The sequence below is a fragment of the Paracidovorax wautersii genome (assembly GCF_031453675.1).
Lineage (GTDB): Bacteria > Pseudomonadota > Gammaproteobacteria > Burkholderiales > Burkholderiaceae_C > Paracidovorax.
Genome location: NZ_JAVIZX010000001.1, coordinates 1,699,638 through 1,716,994, shown reverse-complemented (window position 1 = coordinate 1,716,994; position 17,357 = coordinate 1,699,638). Strand labels below are relative to the sequence as shown.

15 protein-coding genes are annotated in these 17,357 nt (G+C 69.8%); 6 read left to right on the top strand and 9 right to left on the bottom strand.

What is annotated here, in order from left to right; all coding sequences use genetic code 11:
• Positions 1 to 173 precede the first annotated feature (173 nt).
• Positions 174 to 1,106 (top strand): alpha/beta fold hydrolase, encoded by a 933-nt coding sequence (locus tag QE399_RS07805; protein WP_309827747.1) that lies wholly within the window; start codon positions 174 to 176, stop codon positions 1,104 to 1,106.
• A gap of 73 nt (positions 1,107 to 1,179) precedes the next feature.
• On the opposite strand, the gene QE399_RS07800 is transcribed toward QE399_RS07805, so the two are convergent.
• From QE399_RS07800 to QE399_RS07780, 5 genes are all read right to left on the bottom strand, one after another.
• Positions 1,180 to 1,569 (bottom strand): VOC family protein, encoded by a 390-nt coding sequence (locus QE399_RS07800; RefSeq protein ID WP_309827746.1) that lies wholly within the window; start codon positions 1,567 to 1,569, stop codon positions 1,180 to 1,182.
• A 146-nt stretch (positions 1,570 to 1,715) separates the two neighbouring features.
• Positions 1,716 to 3,125: a DUF2130 domain-containing protein gene (locus QE399_RS07795; protein WP_309827744.1), complete on the bottom strand. Its 1,410-nt coding sequence runs from the start codon at positions 3,123 to 3,125 to the stop codon at positions 1,716 to 1,718.
• A 292-nt stretch (positions 3,126 to 3,417) separates the two neighbouring features.
• Positions 3,418 to 4,407, bottom strand: coding sequence for a glycerophosphodiester phosphodiesterase family protein (locus tag QE399_RS07790; protein WP_309827743.1), 990 nt, complete (start codon positions 4,405 to 4,407; stop codon positions 3,418 to 3,420).
• Between the two features lie 155 nt (positions 4,408 to 4,562).
• Positions 4,563 to 4,772, bottom strand: coding sequence for a hypothetical protein (locus QE399_RS07785; protein ID WP_309827741.1), 210 nt, complete (start codon positions 4,770 to 4,772; stop codon positions 4,563 to 4,565).
• Complete coding sequence (locus tag QE399_RS07780; RefSeq protein WP_309827739.1) at positions 4,769 to 7,714, bottom strand: DNA topoisomerase III; 2,946 nt, start codon at positions 7,712 to 7,714, stop codon at positions 4,769 to 4,771. Before QE399_RS07780 ends, QE399_RS07785 begins: the two co-directional genes overlap by 4 nt.
• A gap of 140 nt (positions 7,715 to 7,854) precedes the next feature.
• On the opposite strand from QE399_RS07780, the gene QE399_RS07775 reads away from it, so the two are divergent.
• From QE399_RS07775 to QE399_RS07765, 3 genes are all read left to right on the top strand, one after another.
• Positions 7,855 to 8,514 carry an SET domain-containing protein gene (locus QE399_RS07775; RefSeq protein WP_309827738.1) on the top strand — a complete coding sequence of 220 codons (660 nt, stop codon included), beginning with the start codon at positions 7,855 to 7,857 and terminating at the stop codon, positions 8,512 to 8,514.
• Positions 8,511 to 9,353 carry a biotin--[acetyl-CoA-carboxylase] ligase gene (locus QE399_RS07770; RefSeq protein WP_309827736.1) on the top strand — a complete coding sequence of 281 codons (843 nt, stop codon included), beginning with the start codon at positions 8,511 to 8,513 and terminating at the stop codon, positions 9,351 to 9,353. The genes QE399_RS07775 and QE399_RS07770 overlap by 4 nt, the downstream gene beginning before the upstream one ends.
• A gap of 84 nt (positions 9,354 to 9,437) precedes the next feature.
• Positions 9,438 to 10,175: an SPOR domain-containing protein gene (locus QE399_RS07765; protein WP_309827734.1), complete on the top strand. Its 738-nt coding sequence runs from the start codon at positions 9,438 to 9,440 to the stop codon at positions 10,173 to 10,175.
• Between the two features lie 37 nt (positions 10,176 to 10,212).
• Here QE399_RS07765 and QE399_RS07760 read toward each other — a convergent pair whose 3' ends face one another.
• The 3 genes from QE399_RS07760 to QE399_RS07750 all read right to left on the bottom strand — a co-directional run bounded on the left by QE399_RS07760 (position 10,213) and on the right by QE399_RS07750 (position 13,623).
• Entirely contained in the window at positions 10,213 to 11,190 is a 978-nt protein-coding gene (locus QE399_RS07760) for a tripartite tricarboxylate transporter substrate binding protein BugE (protein WP_309827733.1), read from the bottom strand.
• Positions 11,191 to 11,709: 519 nt separating this feature from the next.
• Complete coding sequence (locus tag QE399_RS07755; protein ID WP_309827731.1) at positions 11,710 to 12,642, bottom strand: N-formylglutamate amidohydrolase; 933 nt, start codon at positions 12,640 to 12,642, stop codon at positions 11,710 to 11,712.
• An 18-nt stretch (positions 12,643 to 12,660) separates the two neighbouring features.
• A complete protein-coding gene (locus QE399_RS07750) occupies positions 12,661 to 13,623 on the bottom strand; it encodes a tripartite tricarboxylate transporter substrate binding protein BugE (protein ID WP_309827730.1) in 963 nt (320 codons plus the stop codon).
• Positions 13,624 to 13,732: 109 nt separating this feature from the next.
• On the opposite strand from QE399_RS07750, the gene QE399_RS07745 reads away from it, so the two are divergent.
• On the top strand, positions 13,733 to 14,635 hold the full coding sequence (locus QE399_RS07745) for a LysR substrate-binding domain-containing protein (RefSeq protein WP_309827728.1): 903 nt from the start codon (positions 13,733 to 13,735) through the stop codon (positions 14,633 to 14,635).
• A gap of 132 nt (positions 14,636 to 14,767) precedes the next feature.
• Here QE399_RS07745 and QE399_RS07740 read toward each other — a convergent pair whose 3' ends face one another.
• Positions 14,768 to 15,478, bottom strand: a complete 711-nt coding sequence (locus tag QE399_RS07740; RefSeq protein WP_309827726.1) for a Crp/Fnr family transcriptional regulator — start codon at positions 15,476 to 15,478, stop codon at positions 14,768 to 14,770.
• Between the two features lie 112 nt (positions 15,479 to 15,590).
• Between QE399_RS07740 and QE399_RS07735 the strand changes: the two genes are divergently transcribed.
• Positions 15,591 to 17,267, top strand: coding sequence for an adenylate/guanylate cyclase domain-containing protein (locus QE399_RS07735; RefSeq protein ID WP_309827724.1), 1,677 nt, complete (start codon positions 15,591 to 15,593; stop codon positions 17,265 to 17,267).
• Positions 17,268 to 17,357: the final 90 nt, after the last annotated feature.

Sequence of the window (17,357 nt, the reverse complement as noted above, 5' to 3'; positions counted from 1 at the left end):
GCCAGGGCACAGCGCGCAGCGGAGGCGATGGCCGAAAGGCGGGCGCGGGCGCCGAGTATCCCGCACTGCGCCCGCGCAGGCCATCCCGACCATGCGGGCCATCGAAGGTGCAAATGCTGCCAACGCAGCGCAGGCGACAGGCCCAGCGCGCGGCACTGTCCACAATGCCGGACATGAGCGCCCCGCACGTACCCTCCTCCGCCCCCACAACCGCTGCAGCGTCGGCCCCGGCGCCGCAGGACCATTGGGTCACCACGCCCCGGGGCCGCCTGTTCGCCCGGCGCTGGGCGGCGCCTCGGCCAGCGGACGGGCAGACGGCCCGGCCGCCCATCGTGCTCTTCCACGATTCGCTGGGCTGCGTGGAGCTGTGGCGCGGCTTTCCGGCCGTGCTGGCCGCTGCCACCGGCCGCGACGTCATCGCCTACGACCGGCTGGGGTTCGGCCGATCCGACGCGCGCACGGATGTGCTGCCGCTGGACTTTGTGGAAGACGAAGCGCACACCGCGCTGCCCGCCCTGCGCGCACAACTGGAAATCGGCCGCTACGTGGTGCTGGGCCACAGCGTGGGCGGCGGCATGGCCGCACACTGCGCGGCGGCCTCAGCGGCAAACGCATCGGTGCGACAGCCGGGCCCCGGCGAGCACGGCGACTGCGAGGCCCTTGTCACCATCGCCGCGCAGGCCTGCGTGGAAGAGCGCACGCGGCAGGGCATCCGCGACGCGCGCGACCAGTTCCTGGCCCACCCCGCGCAGATGGACCGCCTGGCCCGCTACCACGGCGGCGATACCCGCAAGGCCCACTGGGTGCTGAACGCGTGGGTGGACACCTGGCTCAGCCCCGCGTTTGCGGCCTGGTCGCTCGAGGCCACGCTGGCCCGCGTCACCTGCCCCGTGCTGGCCCTGCACGGCGAGAACGACGAGTACGGATCGGCCGAACAGCCCGAGCGCATCGCCTGCTGGGCGGCCGGGCCGGCGCAGGTCGAACTGCTGCCCGGCCTGGCCCATGTGCCGCACCGGGAGCAGCCCGAGGCTGTGGCTGCGCGGGTGGCGCGGTTTCTGACAGAGCTGCCCCAGGCCCCTGGTGCGAGCCCGCGCAGCGACTTATAGCCAAACAGGCCTTGAGCGCTTATGTAATAAGCGCAAGCAGCTATCAATACAAGAGCGATGCTGCAAAGCGGCTTTATGCCGACGCCTTGGGCGGCCGGTACAACGCGCAAAGCTTGTTGCCGTCCGGATCGCGCAGATACGCCAGATAGAGCTTGCCCGTGGGGCCCTCGCGAAAGCCCGGCGGGTCTTCGCACGTCGTGCCGCCGTGGGCCACGCCGGCCGCATGGAAGGCATCGCCCTGCTCCGGCGACTGCACGGTGAACCCGATCGTGCTGCCATTGCCATGGCAGGCCGGCTCGCCATTGATGGGCGTGGAGATCGCGAACGTGCCCGTGGGGCTGCGGTAGAAGTAGCGGTTCTTGTTGGCAACGCCCGGCGGCACGCCGATGGTGCCCAGCAGGGCGTCGTAGAACTGCCGTGACTTTTCGAGGTCGGTCACGCCGACCATGATGTGGCTGAACATGGGGTGGTGGTCTCCTGTGAACCCCTGGAGGGGCGTTTTGTGATCAACAGACTGGCCTTGGCATGGTAGCGGGGCGACCAGACAGCTCAAGCGACAGCCGGCAGCGATGGCCCGCAACGTCCCGCTTGCGCGTGCCCTGCTCCGTATCACTCCCCGTCAGAAATCTGCATCTGCTTGAGCTCGGCAAATTTGGCCGCCATCGTCGGGTTGCCGCGGGTCAGCTTCTTGATCGTGAGGTCTTCGGCCTTGTCGTTCGCCAGACGCAGATTGTTGGCCGACTTGTGCAGCGCTTCCTTGGTCTTCTCCAGGTCCTTGATCGCCTCGTCAATGCGCTTGACGGCCTCCTCGAACCCATCGGACGCCAATCGCCAGTTGCGCCCGAAGGCGCCCTTGAACTCCTCCAGCTGCGATTCGAACTTGGTGATATCGAGGTTCTGGGCCTTCACCAGTGCGAGCTCCGACTTGTACTGCAACGACTTCATGGCGGCGTTGCGCAGCAGCGTGATGATGGGAATGAAGAACTGCGGCCGCACCACGTACATCTTAGGGTAGCGGTAGAACATGTCCACGATGCCGGTGTTGTACAGCTCGCTCTCGGGCTCCAGCAGCGACACCAGCACCGCGTATTCGCAGCCCTTTTCAGACCGGTCCTTGTCCAGCTCCTTCAAGAAGTCTTCGTTGCGCTTCTTCGTCGCGGTCTCGTCGTTCTCGTTCTTCATCTCGAACATGATCGAGACGATCTCGGTGCCCGCCTCGTCCACGTCGCGAAAGATGTAGTCGCCCTTGCTCCCGCCGCGTGCGTCGTTGTCCTTCTCGAAATACGCGCGAGGAAACGCCGTGGCGCGGATGCGGTTGAACTCTGTCTCGCAGTGCTGCTCCAGCGTCTCGCCCACCATCTTGGTCGACAGGCGCGCCTTCATGTCCCGCAGCCGCGCAATCTCGCCGTCGCGGTCGCGCAGCTGCAAGGCGTACTGCTCCTTGATGGCGGTCTCCTCCAGCTGCCTTTTCACCGCCGCAAGGCTCAGGTCATTCTTGAGCTCGTCGCGCTCCCGCGCCACCACCGTGACCGCCTCGGTCACAGCCAGCCTGCGCGCCAGCTCGCCTGCTTCCAGTTGCGATTTGAGCTGCTGAATCTCGGCATCCTTCCTGGCAGCCACGCCAGCCAGCTCCTGCGCCAGCCGCGCTTGGGCCAACTGATCCGCCGCTTGCTGCGCATGCCGCGCACGCTCCAGCTCATTCGCCAGCGCATCGCGCTGCTTCTCTACCGCGCTCAGCGCCTGGGCCACCGCCAGGTCGCGTTCCACCGCGCCCGCATCCAGCTGAGCCTTCAGCGCTTGGATCTGCGCGTCCTTGGCGACCGCAGACTTCTGCAGTTCCTGGGCCACCTGCGCTTGCGCCAGCGCCACGGCATTGCGCTTGTCCTGCTCGGCCAACTCCAGCCGCTCGTGCAACTGCGCGCTGAAATCCGCATCGCGCACCTGCTTGAGGATGTCGGCATACCCGGTTTCGTCCACCTTGAACGCCTTGTTGCAGTGGGGGCAGATGATGTCGTGCATGGCAGTTACCGTGGGTCTTGCTTCGGGAGGGGGGGAAGCATAGCGGGCGATGGGCCCGAGCCGGCGCGTCTGCGCTTTGGCCACATCCATCCTCGCCCGAAGAGCGCGGGTCGGCGCAGTGCGACCGGATCGCTTGCTCACCCTTCAGCCACCTCGGCATCTTGTTGAAGCGAGGGTGACGCCGCAACGTACCCCCGCGCCGCCCCCAAAACCCAACGGCAGGCAGCGTGTAACGCCAGCCTGCCGCGGTGGACCTCGCCGTCACAGGGCGCTTGGCCCTGTCACCGTTTTTTTACTTCTTCACGAACGCATTGCGCGCGGTGACGGCCAGGTCGGGGTAGTTGGCGAACATGCCGTCCATGCCCATGTCCAGGTACCTGCGGAAGTCGGCCGCGGCCAGGGTGGCGTCGGCCTGGGCGAAGGTCCAGCCGTGCACCTTCAGGCCGGCGGCGTGGGCCTGGTCGATGAAGGCCTTGGTAACCGGGTAGGTGGCGTTGTTGATGAGCACGCCCACGCCTTCGGTGAAGCCGGCCACTTCCTGCAGCGTGAGCTGGCGCACGCCGGTGCCGCCCGTCACGCCCATGCGGGCCGTGCCGTCGGCCGCGGTGCCGGCCACGCCCAGCAGGATGAGCGGCATCTTGTTGTTCTGCGCGGTCTGCTTGGTGCGCAGGCTGCGCAGGGTGGCGTCGCTGAACGACTGGATGAAGACCTTGCTGCTGGCCGTGTAGCCATTGGCGGTGAGCGTCTTCAGGATGCCGTCTTCCATCGCCGGGTCGGCCTGCTTGGCCTCGGGGTACAGGCCCACGTCGCGGCCCGTGGCGCTGCTTTGCCGCTTGGCGAAGTCCACCACTTCCTGGAAGGTGGGCACAGTGAACGGGTTGGCCGCCGTGGGCGAGAAGCCGGGGTAGCTGGTCCGGCCGGTGCCCGTGGGCACGACGGTGAGGCTCTTCACCTCGGCCAGCGTGAAGTCGGCCACCTTGTAGCCGCCGTTGCGCTGCGCGAACAGCGTGGCGACGTTGGTGGTGCGGTTGAGCGTGTCGTCGTGCATGGCGACGAGCGCGCCGTCTCTGGTGATCTGCAGGTCGGGCTCGATGAAGTCGGCCCCCATGCGGATGGCCAGCTCGTAGCCGCCCAGGGTGTGCTCGGGCAGGTAGCCGCTGGCGCCGCGGTGGGCGATCACCTGGGGTTGCGCCGCAGCGCTGTCGTCGTTGTCGCTTCCGCCGCAAGCGGCCAGGCCCAGGGTCGCCAGGCACAGCGATGCGATCCAAGATGTCTTCTTCATGGGGAGGGAGTCTCTAGAGTGCGAAAGCGCCAGACTCTAGCGACGGCCCGTGGCAGTGCCGTGACAGGTACGGGTGCGCACACCCTGTGCGCCCGCGCTACCCGCGGCCCCTGCTGCAGCGCAGGCGTAGGCGCATGCGGCGCCCCGCATGCCCTTCAGCGCGAACGCTGCACGCCGACGCCCATGTCGATGGTGCCGAACACGGTGACGCCGCTCTCGCCCTTCTGGCTGTTCAGGTCGTCCTTCATGTCCGAGCGGGGGGTGGCGGTGCCGCAGCCGGCCAGCGCGGCGGCGCAGGCCAGCAATGCGATCAGCCGGCGCGCGGCGACGGCTGCGGTGATGGGGGTGCGGTCGTGGTGGATCATTCGCCTCCGAGGTGTTTGCCGAGGATGCCGGCCAGCTCGAACATGCCGGCCGAGTCCTTGCCGAAGACGGCGCGCAGCTTGTCGTCGGCGTTGATGGTGCGCTTGTCCTTCGGGTCCTGCAGATTGTGGGCCTTGATGTATTCCCACATCTTCTTGACGGCCTCGGGGCGCGCCACCGGCTCGTTGCCGATGACGGCGGCCAGCGCCGCGCTGGGCGCCTTGCCGGCGGCCTGCTTGCGCGGGGCCTTCACGGCGGCCGTCTTCTTGGCAGCGGCCTTGGCCGCGGGTTTTGCGGCTTTTTTGGCCGCAGCGCCCGTCCGCGCTGCGCCGGCGGCTCCTGTTTTTGCAGCAGCTGCCGATGCCGTCTTGCGCGGCGGGTACTTGCTGTCGCGCTGCTCGAACTCGAAGTTGACCTTGCCCGCGGCCTTGTCCCAGGCCAGGAAGGCCTTGAACGCGCGGCGCGTGCGCATGCTGACGAACTTGTCGAGCAGGTCGGTCTTGCCGGTGGCCAGCAGCTTGCTCATCTGTTCGCGCTCCACGGGCTGCTGCAGGATGATCTTGCCGCTCTTGAAGGTGCAGCTCGGCGTGGGCTGCGCGGCCGTGGGCACGGCCTTGCTGCAGACGTAGTTGCTGCCGTGCTCGTGCACGTCGGCGCCGCAGATCGGGCAGGGGCCGAGCGAAGCGTCGGAGAATTCCACCAGCTCGCCCGATTCCTCGGCGTTCCGGTCGTCGCCGAAGTCGAACTCCAGCTTGTAGTTGTGCGCCTCATCGTCGTACTTGATGACGATCTCGGAGGTGAACGGCCAGCCGGCCTTGGAGCGGAAGCCCTCCAGCGGGCCGATCTTCTTGTCGCGCAGCAGCTGCTCGGCCTCGGCCGTCTCGAAGGTGCGGCCCGCCGGCGACTTGCCGAAGCTGAAGCCGCAGGCGTCCGCACCCGTGCCGGACTTGCCGGTGCAGGCGTAGCGGCGGTAGTTTTCCTTCACGATGCCGCCGCAGTTGGGGCACGGCGCCTGCAGCGTGGCGTAGTCGCCCGGGATGGTGTCGCGGTCGTATTCCTTGGCCTTCTTGACCATGCGCTCGGTCATGGCGGCAATCTCTTGCATGAAGGCTTCGCGGCTGAGCTGGCCCTTTTCCATCTGCGAGAGCTTGTACTCCCACTCGCCCGTCAGCTCGGCGCGGCAGAGTTCATCCACCTGCAGTCCGCGCAGCAGCGTCATGAGCTGGAAGGCCTTGGCCGTGGGGATGATCTCGCGGCCCTCGCGCAGCATGTACTTCTCGGTCAGCAGGCCTTCGATGATGGCCGCGCGCGTGGCAGGCGTGCCCAGGCCCTTTTCCTGCATGGCCGAGCGCAGCTCTTCGTCGTCGATCTGCTTGCCGGCGCTTTCCATGGCGCCCAGCAGCGTGGCTTCGGAGTAGCGTGCGGGGGGCTTGGTCTTGAGGCCCTTGGCCTCGGCGTACTCGGTGCGCACCATCTCGCCGGGCTTCACGGCCACCAGGGGCTGGCCCTTGTCGCCGGCCTTGCCGTCCTCGACCTCGTTGGCCGCTTCCTTGCCGTAGATGGCCAGCCAGCCCGGCCGCACCAGCACCTTGCCCTCGGTCTTGAAGCTGTGGCCCACCACCTGGCTGATGCGGGTGGTGACCTGGTACTCGGCGCTGGGGAAGAACACGGCCATGAAGCGGCGCACGACCAGGTCGTAGAGCTTTTGCTCGGCCTCGGACAGGCCGCTGGGCGCCTGCAGCGTGGGGATGATGGCAAAGTGGTCGCTCACCTTGCTGTTGTCGAAGATGCGCTTGGTGGGCTTGACGTAGTTGCCGTCCAGCGCCTGCTGGGCGAAGGGCGCCAGGTGGCGCATGCCGCTGGTGGCCAGCATGCCGAAGGTGTCGCGGGCGACCGGCAGGTAGTCCTCGGGCAGGGCACGGGAGTCGGTACGCGGGTAGGTCAGCGCCTTGTGGCGCTCGTACAGGCTCTGCGCCAGTGCCAGCGTGGTCTTGGCGGAGAAGCCGAACTTGCCGTTGGCCTCGCGCTGCAGGCTGGTCAGGTCGAACAGCAGCGGCGACGCCTGCGTGGTGGGCTTGCTTTCCTCGGTGACGGTGGCGGCCTTGCCGCGCACGGCCTCGGCGATCGCCTGGGCGGCGTGGATGTCCCAAAGCCGGTCGGCGCGTGCCTCGGGGTCGTCGGAGTGCTTCTTCCACTGCGGGTCAAACCACTTGCCCAGGTACTCCCCGGCCTCGGCGTGGAAGCCGGCGTGGATCTCCCAGTACTCGCGGCTCACGAACTTGCGGATCTTTTCCTCGCGCTCCACCACCAGCGACAGCGTGGGCGTCTGCACGCGGCCCACGGTGGTCAGGAAGAAGCCGCCGTCCCGGGAGTTGAAGGCCGTCATGGCGCGTGTGCCGTTGATGCCCACCAGCCAGTCGGCCTCGGAGCGGCTGCGCGCGGCGTGGGCCAGGCCCTGCATCTGCTGGTCGCTGCGCAGGTGATCGAAGCCGTCGCGGATGGCCTGCGGCGTCATGGACTGCAGCCACAGCCGCTTGACGGGCTTGCCCAGCCCGCCCTTGGCCCCGCCGGCGTACTGCTCGATCAGGCGGAAGATCAGCTCGCCTTCGCGGCCCGCGTCGCAGGCGTTCACCAGTTCGGTCACGTCCTTGCGCTTGGCCTGGCGCACCACGGCGCTCAGGCGGCTCTTGGTCTTGTCCACGGGCTTCAGGTCGAAGCGCGGCGGGATCACCGGCAGGTGGGCAAAGCTCCACTTGCCGCGCTTGACGTCGAACTCCTCGGGCGCCTGGATCTCCACCAGGTGGCCCACGGCGCTGGTGACGACGTAGCGGTCGTTCTCGAAGTGGTCCTCGTGCTTGTCGAACTTGCCCGCCACAGGGGTGAGGGCGCGCACGATGTCCTGCGCCACCGACGGCTTTTCTGCGATTACCAGGGTCTTGGTCATTTTCTTGTGGTCGTTCCGCCTTGACGGCGTTGGGTGGGCGTGTCCGTCGTCTCTCGCTCTTGAGACAGGCCCTAGAATTCGTCACTTACGCGCGCACGCGCACGCATGTGTGTGCATATTCAAACTAACAGAGTTTTTCCATGCCCCGCACCGCACCGCCCGCAGCCCCCACCATTGCCCCGGGGCGCCGCATCCAGACCCGGCGCTCGGGCGTGCATGGCAAGGGCGTGTTCGCCGTGCAGGATATCGCCGAGGGCGAGGTGCTGGTGGAGTACACCGGCGAGGTGATCAGCTGGCAGGAAGCGCAGGACCGGCATCCGCACGATCCGAAGCAGCCCAACCATACCTTCTATTTCCATGTGGATGAAGACCGCGTCATCGACGCGAAGTTCGGCGGCAACTCCTCGCGCTGGATCAACCACAGCTGCAACCCCAACTGCTTCGCCGACGAGCAGGACGGCCGCATCTTCATCACCGCCCTGCGCAACATCCGCGCCGGCGAAGAGCTGAACTACGACTACGGCCTGATCATCGAAGAGCGCTACACCCCGAAGCTCAAGGCCGAATACCCGTGCTGGTGCGGCAGCAAGAACTGCCGCGGCACCCTGCTGGCGCCCAAGCGCGGCTGGGCGCCGCCCGGCCTGGCTCCCGAGAAGAAGCCCAGGGCCCGCAAAGCGGACGCTGCTGCGGCCGCCCCGGGCAAGGGCGGCAAGAGCGTCAAGGGCGCAAAGCCTGCGAAGCCTGCAAAGGCCGCCAAGCCCGAAAAGGCGGGCACCCGGGCCGGAGGCAAGCGCCCGTGACGACTCCGGTGCGCTGGCCCGCCGAAGCCGTGTGGGAGGCGGTGGCCCCTCTGCTGCCGGGCTTCACCGTCGAGGTGCTGCCCAGCATCGACTCGACCAACACCGAGCTGATGCGCCGCGCGCGCGCCGGCCGGACCGAGCCCACGCTGCTGGTGGCCGAAGAGCAGACGGCCGGCCGCGGTCGCCTGGGCCGGCCCTGGCAGAGCGCGGGCGATCGGCAGGGCCCCCCGCCCTCGCTGATGCTGTCCCTGGGCCTGCCGCTGGCGCCGCGCGATTGGTCCGGCCTGTCGCTGGCCGTGGGGGTGAGCGTGGCCGAGAGCCTGCAGCCCGCACTGCCCGCCGCCGGCAGCGGCACCCCGCGCATCGGCCTCAAGTGGCCCAACGACCTGTGGCTGGACGGCGACCGCAAGCTGGGCGGTATTCTGGTGGAGACCGCCAGCTTCGTCGCGCCGCAGGACGGGCATGCGCCTGTCGGCAGCGCCGCGCCGCGCTACGTGGTGGTGGGCATCGGCCTGAACGTGCTGCCGCGCAGCGGCGAGGGCATGAGCATGCCGCCCGCCTGCCTGCAGGACGTGGAGCCCGGGCTGGACGCCCCCGCCGCCCTGCTGCGCATCGCGCCGCCGCTGGTGGCCATGCTGCAGTCGTTTGCGCAGTACGGCTTCGCGCCGGTGCAGGCCCGCTTCGACCGGCGGGACGTGCTGCGCGGCCGGCCGGTCGCGCTGAGCGACGGCCAGGCCGGCACGGCCCATGGCGTGGGCGAGGACGGCGCCCTGCTGGTACAGACACCGCAGGGCATGCAGGCCGTGACCAGTTCCGAAATCAGCGTGCGGCCCCGGTGACGATGCAGCCCGCAAGCACCCTGCCCCGGCCTGCGTTCGCGCCGCCGGCACTGCCGCGCCCCCCGGACGGTGGGAGCCGCTGACATGCTGCGCATCGCCGTTCTCGTGCTGATCCTCGCCAACGCCGGCTATTACGCCTGGCACGGCGGCTGGCTGCGCAGCGTGGGCCTGGGCCCGGCCGAGCAGTCGGAGCCCCAGCGGCTGGAGCAGCAGATCCACCCCGAGCGCCTGCGCATCGTGGGCGCACCGCCGGTCCGCAGCGGCGCAGAGACCCCCATGCCTTCCGCCCCCACGGCCGCGCCGGCTACCAGCTCCGCCGAAGCGGCTGCGTCCTCGGCAGCCTCCTCCTCCTCTGCCCCGGGGGCAGGGGAGCCCACCGCCTGCCTGCAGGCCGGCACGTTCGATGCCAAGCAGGCCGAAGCCCTGCGCCAGGTGGTGGCCGCGGCCCTGCCCTCGGGGACCTGGTCGCTGGAAGGCACGCCGGTCGCCGGCCGCTGGATGGTCTACATGGGCCGCTTCGCCGACGAGGAAGCGCTGGAGAAGAAGCGGGCCGAACTGCGCAACCGCAAGGTGCCGTTCGACCGCCCCGGCGCCGCGCTGGAGCCCGGCCTGTCGCTGGGCCGCTATTCCACCGAGGAAGGCGCCGAGCGGGCGCTGGCGACGCTGGCCGGCCAGGGCGTGCGCACCGCCCGCGTGGTGCAGGAACGCAGCGACGCCACCGGCTACGTGCTGCGTGTGCCCAAGGCCAACGAGGCCCTGCGCGCCCGGCTGGAAACGCTGCGCCCCGCGCTGGGCACCAAGGCCCTGCGCGCCTGCGGCTGAGCACGGCCGCCGGGGACGCGCGCCCGAGGCACTTTTTCTACGGAACCGCCGCCAGCTCGATGCGCGCGAAGCGGCTCACGCGGCGCATCTTCTCCACCTCTTTCTGGATCAGGTGGCCAAACTCGTCCGGCATGCTGGCGGCAGGAAACAGGCCCTGCTCGGCCAGTTGCTGGCGCACGGCCGGGTCCTGCAGCGCCTGGGCCACGGCGTCGCGCCGGCTGCGGGCCAGTGCGGCCGGCATGCCCGCTGGCCCGACGAGGCCGAACCATGACGGGTCGTTGTTGGTGAACAGGCTCAGCTCGGCATAGGTAGGCACCCGGGGCAGCACGGCCAGGCGCTCCTTCCACGACACGGCCAGCGCACGCAGCTTGCCCGACTGGATGTGCGGCAGCGACGACGCCACCTGGTCGCAGTAGACCTGCACCTTGCCCGCCAGCAGATCGGCCAGCGCGGGGGCGGAGCCGCGGTACGGCACGTGCGCCATCGACGTGCCGGTGGTGCTCTGGAGCAGCTCGGCCCACATGTGGCCGATGGTGCCGTTGCCGGGCGACGCATAGGCGATCTTGCCCGGCTGCGCCTTGAGCAGCCGGATGAACTGCCCGAAGTCCTGCGCCGGCACGCTGGGGTGCACCACCAGCACGCCAGGAGCCTTGACTACCTCGGTCACCGGCGTAAAGCCCTTGAGCGCGTCGTAGGGCAGCTGCTTGTACACCGCCGGGTTCACGCCGTGCGTGGACAGCGTGGCCATGCCGAGCGTCATGCCGTCGGGGCGGGCTGCGGCCACTTCCTGCATGCAGGTGGCGCCGGCCGCCCCGGGGCGGTTTTCCACCACCACGGGAAGGCCCAGCAGCCGCGCCAGCGACGCGGTCAGCGCGCGTGCGGTGATGTCGGTGGCGCCGCCCTGCGGGAACGGCACCAGCAGGCGCAGCGTGCCGCCCGCAGCAGTCTGGGCGGTGGTGCCGGCCGGGAGCATGGAGGCAGCCGCAGCCCACCCCAGCAGTTCGCGTCGTTGCATGTGGAGATCTCCCTCTTCGGTTCGGGTGTTGGTATGCCGGCGATTCTGGGGAGTTCGCTGCGGTGCGGCCAACGACCATTGCGACTGATGTCATTCCCCGGCCGACTGCCGGCGCCGTATGCGATTCGAGTCAAAATCGGCCTCAACGCCTTACCCACCTGCGCTAGTAGCTCCTTTTTCAGGAGCAAACATTCCGCCCGGCCGGCTGCCGCCAGCACCCGACCGTGCCTCGGCAGACGTTGACGGGCGCCTTGCGCGCCGCCACGCCCGGCGTGACGCAGGCTTGGCATCAGGGCCACAGCGGGCCCTGCGCTCACCCACCGTTCCACTGATCGCTGCCGCCCTGTGGCGCGGCGCTGCGGCATGGCCCTGCCGCTCTCGCCGCGGCTGCCCCCTCCGGGCACGGCGGCGGCCCATGCAAAAAGGCCCCGTCGTCACCGAAGGGGCCTCTTCTCTGGGGCGCAAGCCTTTGGGCGCATGCCGCATGCCACGGGCGCGGCAGGCGCCCGGGGCCGGGCGTTACACGCGCGGGTCGGTCGCCAGCAGCAGCTCGACCAGGGCACGCAGGTCCGCATGCAGCCGCGCATAGCCGGCCGGGTCGAGCGCCAGGGTCTGCTCGTCCATGTACAGCTTGCGGTTGATCTCCACCTGGATGCTGTGGCGGTGGTCCGCCGGGTTGCCGTAGCGGCGCACCAGCTCCACGCCCTTGTAGGGGTGGTTGTAGTCCACGCTGTAGCCACGCTCTCGCAAAAAGTCACAGATCTTTTGCGACAGCGCGGGGCTGGCGGTGGTGCCGTCACGGTCGCCGACCACGAAGTCCGCATGGTGCAGGCCCGGGTGCAGCGTGGCGTGGCTGGCGGCCACGGCCGGCATGGAGTGGCAGTTGATGTGGATGCTGTAGCCATGGCGGGCATGGGCGGCATCGATCTCCTGCGCCACGGCGGCGTGGTAGGGGCGCCAGCAGCGGGCGATGCGCTCCTCGATCTCGGCCACCGTCAGCGGGCGGTCGTAGATGGGCACGCCTTCGTCGGTGAACTTCCAGACCAGGCCTTTGCCCAGGCGCACCTTCTGCAGCACCACCGGGTCGGCCGTCACCTCGTGCGGCCACTGGCCGCCGTCGAACATCGAGGCATCGACCTCGGTGATGTCGCGGTTGGCGTCCAGGTAGATGCGCGGGAAATGCGCCTCGACCCAGCCCACGCCGAGCGCGGGGGCGAAGTCGTAGAGCTTTTCGACGTGCGTGTCTTCGGCCCGGCGCAGCACCGGCAGGGCCAGCGCGGCGCGGAAGTCCTCGGGGTACACGGTGCCGCTGTGCGGCGAGTCGAGCACCACCGGCGTCCGGCCGGGCACGGTGGTCACCATGCGCGCCTGCGGCGGCGCGCAGGGCGCCCCCGCGGCGCCGGGCTCGGCGTGCAGGTACTGGCTGTGGATCAGTTTCAGCACGGCTTGCATAGGCGCACTCCTTGCGAATTACTCGATCTTGATCTTGGCATAGGCCGCGACCTGCTTCATCTTCTCGATCTCGCGCACGATCTGCTTGGAGAAGTCAGCCGGCGTGGTGCCCGAGGGGTACAGGCCCTGGCCTGCCAGGCGGTCGCGCACGGCCGGTTCCTTCAGCGCCGTGGCCACGGCCTGCTGCACGCGCAGCACGGCGGCGGCGGGCGTGGAAGCCGGCGCCACCAGGCCGAACCACGAGGGTTCGTTGGCTTGCTTGTAGCCCAGTTCGGCGTAGGTCGGCACGTCGGGCAGCACGTCCAGGCGTGCGGGCCACGAAACGGCCAGCGCTTTCAGCTTGCCGGCCTTCACGTGGGGCAGCGACGAAGCCACCTGGTCGAAGTACACCGGCACCTGGCCGCCCAGCACGTCGTTGATGGCCGGACCCGCACCGCGGTAGGGAATGTGCACCATGGCCGTGCCGGTCGCGCTCTTGAACAGCTCGCCCCACATGTGGCCGATGGTGCCGTTGCCGGGCGTGGCGTAGGAGATCTTGCCGGGGTTGGCCTTGAGGTACTTCACCAGGTCGGCGAAGTCCTTGACAGGCAGCACTTGCGGGTTGACCACGATGATGCCGGGGGCCTTGACGATCTCGGTCACGCCCACGAAGTCCTTGATGGGGTCGTAGGGCAGCTTGGCGTACACGGCGGGGTTCACGCCGTGCGTGGACAGCGTGGCCACGCCGAAGGTCAGGCCGTCGCCGGCCGCGCGGGCGATTTCGGCCATGCCGATGGAGCCGCCGGCACCAGCGCGGTTTTCGATCACCACGGGCTGGCCCAGCAGGCGCTGCAGGGGCTCCTGCAGCGAACGGCCGGCGATGTCGGTGGCGCCGCCCGGCGGGAAGGGAACGACGATGCGCAGGGGCTTGTCCTGGGCGAAAGACATTCCAGGAGCGACAGATGCGGCAGCCACTGCAGCGAGAAGATGACGACGTTGCATGGGGTTATTCCTTTAAGAGAGACTGAGATTACCGGATTCGGTGCCGGTGAAAAAGCAAATGGTATGCCTGTTAATATTCCAACCAGGAATGTTTTGATCGCCCCGAGCCATGTCTTTGCGCCGCCTCAATCCCCCGCTGCATTTGCTGCGCGCCTTCTGTACCGTGGCGCGCTTCGGCGGCGTCTCCCGTGCCGCGGAGGCGCTGCACCTCACGCAGAGCGCCGTCAGCAAGCAGGTGCAGGAGCTGGAGCGCTGGGTGGGCATCGACCTGTTCGAGCGCAGCCGCAAGCGCCTCACGCTCACTCCCGCCGGCGAGCGCTACGAGAAGGCTGTGAGCGCGCTGCTCACGCGGCTGGAGGCGGCCACGCTGGAGCTGATCACCAGCGGCGGCGACGGCGGCGCGCTGCACCTGTCGGTGCTGCCCACCTTCGCCGCCAAATGGCTCATTCCCCTACTGCCCCAGCTGCACCAGCAGCACCCGCAGGTGACGCTGCACTTCGTGCCCTTCGTGCACGGCTACGACTTCTCGGACCCAGAACTGGACTGCTCCATCCTCTTCGGGGACGGGCACTGGCCGGGCGCGCGATCGCACTACCTGGCCGGCAACGACGTGGCGCTGATCGCGCCGCGCAAGGAGCTGGCCGAGGTGGACATCCGCAGCCCGCAGGACGTGGCGCGCTGCACGCTGCTGCGCCATGCGACCATTCCGGCATCGTGGGAGCGCTGGAGCGAGGCGCACGGCCTGCACGGCCTGAACACGCTGGCCGGCCCGCAGTTCGACCAGTTCCAGACCATGATCCGCGCCGTCTCCGTGGGCATGGGCGTGGCCCTGGTGCCGCGCTGCCTGGTGCAGGACGAGATCACCGCCGGCACCGTGGCCGAGCCGCTGCCCGGCGGCGGCTACACCAGCGACCTGGGCTACTGGCTGTGCTACCCCGAGGCCCGCGCCCACCTGGCGACGCTGGTGCGCTTTCGCGACTGGCTGCTGGCGGTGCCCAAGCCGGTGCCCTGAGCGGCGACGGAGCCCGGGCCGGGGGCTTGGGGATACGAGGCACAGAAGCCACGAGCCCAATCGGCCTCCAGCGCTTGTCCATCAATCGCGAGCAGCTATTTAATTAATAGCAAACCGCCTGCTGCGCGCCGCTCAGTCGCCGCGCACCTCGGCCACCAGGGCCTCCAGCTCGCGCACATCCGCCACCACCAGGGCGTGCGGCCCGTCCTTGCGCAGCACGCCACGCTTGGTGAGGGCGCTCAGCTCGCGCGTGACCTGTTCGCGGTTGGTGCTGATCTTGCCGGCCAGCACGGCGTGCGCCGGGGCCGGGTCGATGCGGGCGGTGTTGCCCTCCACGCCTGCGGCCTGCGCCAGGCGCAGCAGTTCGGCATGCAGGCGCGTCTGCACGCCCAGGGTGCTGAGTTCGATGACGCGCTCGGTCAGCCGCCGCACCAGCAGCGTGAGGTTGGCCATCATGCGCATGCTCACCACCGGCTCGCGCCGCAGCAGCGCCAGAAAGGCCTCGCCCGGCAGGCAGGCCAGCAGCGACGGCTCCAGAGTCACCACGTCGGCCGAGCGCGGTTGGCCGTCGATGGCCGACAGGTCGCCGAAGTGCTCGCCGGCCTCGTAGTCGCGGAAGGTCACCTCGCGCCCGTTCGCCGAGTAGGTGGTGATGCGCGCGCGCCCCGACACCAGAAAGAACACCTCGCCCGCCGCAGAGGCCCGCGTGAACACCGGCTTGCGCGCATCGATGGTGCGCCAGTCGCACTCGGCGGCGATGCGGTCCAGGCAGGCATCGCCCAGGCCGTCCAGCAGAGCAATGCGGCGCAGGGCCAGGCTGGAGCGGGCAGCGGGGGCGGTCATGGGAGGGGATGGACGGAGGAGGGATGGAAGCGATGGCACGGGACGCCGCCACGCGCGGGGCGGGGTGGCGCATTATGCTCAGGCCCCCTCCGCTCCGCAGCGCCCCCGCTCCATGTCCCTGCCGCTCCCTCGCCTTCGCCTGCCCACCGTGCGCAACCTGCGCTGGGCCAGCGGCGTGGTGATGTGGGTCTATGTGGCGCTGCACCTGGTCAACCACGCGGCCGGGCTGGTGTCGCTGGACGCGGCAGAGGCCCTGCGCCGCGGGCTGCACGGCCTGTGGGGCACGGTGCCCGGCACGGTGCTGCTGTATGGCGCGTTCGCCGTGCACCTGGGCATGGCCGCCGTGGCGGTGTGGCAGCGGCGCAGCCTGCGCATGCCGGCCATCGAGGCGGTGCGCCTGGCGCTCGGCCTGTGCCTGCCGCTGCTGCTGGCGGCCCACTTCGTGTCCACCCGCTGGGCCCAGGAGGCCTGGGGCGTGGACCCGTCCTACGCCCGCATCGTGCGCGCCATCTGGAGCCCTGAAAGCCTCGCGCTGCAGCTGCTGCTGCTCAGCACCGCCTGGGCCCACGGCTGCCTGGGCCTGCACCTGGCGCTGCGCTTGCGCGCCGGTTGGCGGCGCTGGCAGCCGCTGCTGCTGACGGGCGCGGTGCTGCTGCCGGTGCTGGCCGCGCTGGGCCTGCTGGCGATGGCGCGCGAGATGACCGCCAGCGCCCTGCCGCCGGTGGCCGGGCCCAGCCCGCAGGCCGGCCATGCGCTGCGCCAGCTCATCGATGTCTTGCGCGGCTGGTGGGTGATCGCCCTGGCCGGGCTGCTGGCCTTGCGCTGGGCCTGGGACGCCATGCGCCAGGGGCTGGGCCGGGGCCCGATCACGCTGCGCTACCCCGACCGCGCGGTGCAGGTGCCGCGGGGCTTCAGCGTGCTGGAAGCCAGCCGCGCGCACGGCATCGAGCACCTGTCGCTGTGCGGCGGCCGCGCGCGCTGCTCCACCTGCCGCGTGCGCGTGCAGGCGGCCGACGGGGTGCTGCCCCCACCCCACCGCGACGAGCGCCTGACGCTGCAGCGCGTGCATGCACCCGCCGACGTGCGCCTGGCCTGCCAGCTGCGCCCGCGGGGCGACGTGACGGTCACGCCGCTGTTTCGCGCCGGCGCGTCGGCCGTGGCGGGGCGCGCGGGCGAGGAGCGCGAGGTGGCCGTGCTCTTCGTCGATCTGCGCCGCTGGTCCGGCCTGGCGGAGCGGCAGTGGCCCTTCGACCTGGCGTGGGTGCTGGACCAGTATTTCGCCCGCGTCGGCGCGGCCGTGCACGACAGCGGCGGCCTGGCCAACCAGTTCATCGGCGACAGCGTGATGGCGCTGTTCGGCCTGGAGACGGATCTGCCCACCGCCTGCCGGCAGGCGGTGCACGCCGCAGCGCTCATCGAGCAGCGCATGGAGTCGTGGAGCGACACCTTCCGCGCGCAATTCGGGCAGCCACTCGATTTCGGCATGGGGCTGCACGCCGGCCGCGTGGCCGTGGGGCGCGTGGGCTACGAAGACACCACCACCTTCACGGCCGTGGGCGAGGTCGTCAACACCGCCAGCCGCCTACAGGACTATTCCAAGGTGGCCGAGGCGCGCCTGGTGCTGTCACTGGAGGCCGCACGCCTGGCCGGCGTGGAGCACGCGCTGGGCACGCCCCAGCAGGTGCAGGTGCGGGGCCGGTCGCAGCCCCTGGAGGTGCTGCATGTGCGCCGGCCTTCGCAGCAGTGGGGCGAGCCGCGCTTCGCCACGCCCCTGCCGCCTTCCGCCTGAGCGCATCCGTCGCGGCGCATCGGCGCATCGAGCGGATTTCCCCAGCAGGGCGACCTGGGAAAAGTTGTGCGTTTACGCACATACACCGCG

What these genes read in the sequence shown, in the direction of transcription:
- QE399_RS07805 (WP_309827747.1), top strand. Translation starts at nt 174, where the DNA reads ATGAGCGCCCCGCACGTACCCTCCTCCGCCCCCACAACCGCTGCAGCG.
- QE399_RS07775 (WP_309827738.1), top strand. Translation starts at nt 7,855, where the DNA reads ATGCCCCGCACCGCACCGCCCGCAGCCCCCACCATTGCCCCGGGGCGC.
- QE399_RS07750 (WP_309827730.1), bottom strand. Translation starts at nt 13,623, where the DNA reads ATGCAACGTCGTCATCTTCTCGCTGCAGTGGCTGCCGCATCTGTCGCT.
- QE399_RS07755 (WP_309827731.1), bottom strand. Translation starts at nt 12,642, where the DNA reads ATGCAAGCCGTGCTGAAACTGATCCACAGCCAGTACCTGCACGCCGAG.
- QE399_RS07800 (WP_309827746.1), bottom strand. Translation starts at nt 1,569, where the DNA reads ATGTTCAGCCACATCATGGTCGGCGTGACCGACCTCGAAAAGTCACGG.
- QE399_RS07795 (WP_309827744.1), bottom strand. Translation starts at nt 3,125, where the DNA reads ATGCACGACATCATCTGCCCCCACTGCAACAAGGCGTTCAAGGTGGAC.
- QE399_RS07765 (WP_309827734.1), top strand. Translation starts at nt 9,438, where the DNA reads ATGCTGCGCATCGCCGTTCTCGTGCTGATCCTCGCCAACGCCGGCTAT.
- QE399_RS07760 (WP_309827733.1), bottom strand. Translation starts at nt 11,190, where the DNA reads ATGCAACGACGCGAACTGCTGGGGTGGGCTGCGGCTGCCTCCATGCTC.
- QE399_RS07790 (WP_309827743.1), bottom strand. Translation starts at nt 4,407, where the DNA reads ATGAAGAAGACATCTTGGATCGCATCGCTGTGCCTGGCGACCCTGGGC.
- QE399_RS07780 (WP_309827739.1), bottom strand. Translation starts at nt 7,714, where the DNA reads ATGACCAAGACCCTGGTAATCGCAGAAAAGCCGTCGGTGGCGCAGGAC.
- QE399_RS07740 (WP_309827726.1), bottom strand. Translation starts at nt 15,478, where the DNA reads ATGACCGCCCCCGCTGCCCGCTCCAGCCTGGCCCTGCGCCGCATTGCT.
- QE399_RS07785 (WP_309827741.1), bottom strand. Translation starts at nt 4,772, where the DNA reads ATGATCCACCACGACCGCACCCCCATCACCGCAGCCGTCGCCGCGCGC.
- QE399_RS07745 (WP_309827728.1), top strand. Translation starts at nt 13,733, where the DNA reads ATGTCTTTGCGCCGCCTCAATCCCCCGCTGCATTTGCTGCGCGCCTTC.
- QE399_RS07735 (WP_309827724.1), top strand. Translation starts at nt 15,591, where the DNA reads ATGTCCCTGCCGCTCCCTCGCCTTCGCCTGCCCACCGTGCGCAACCTG.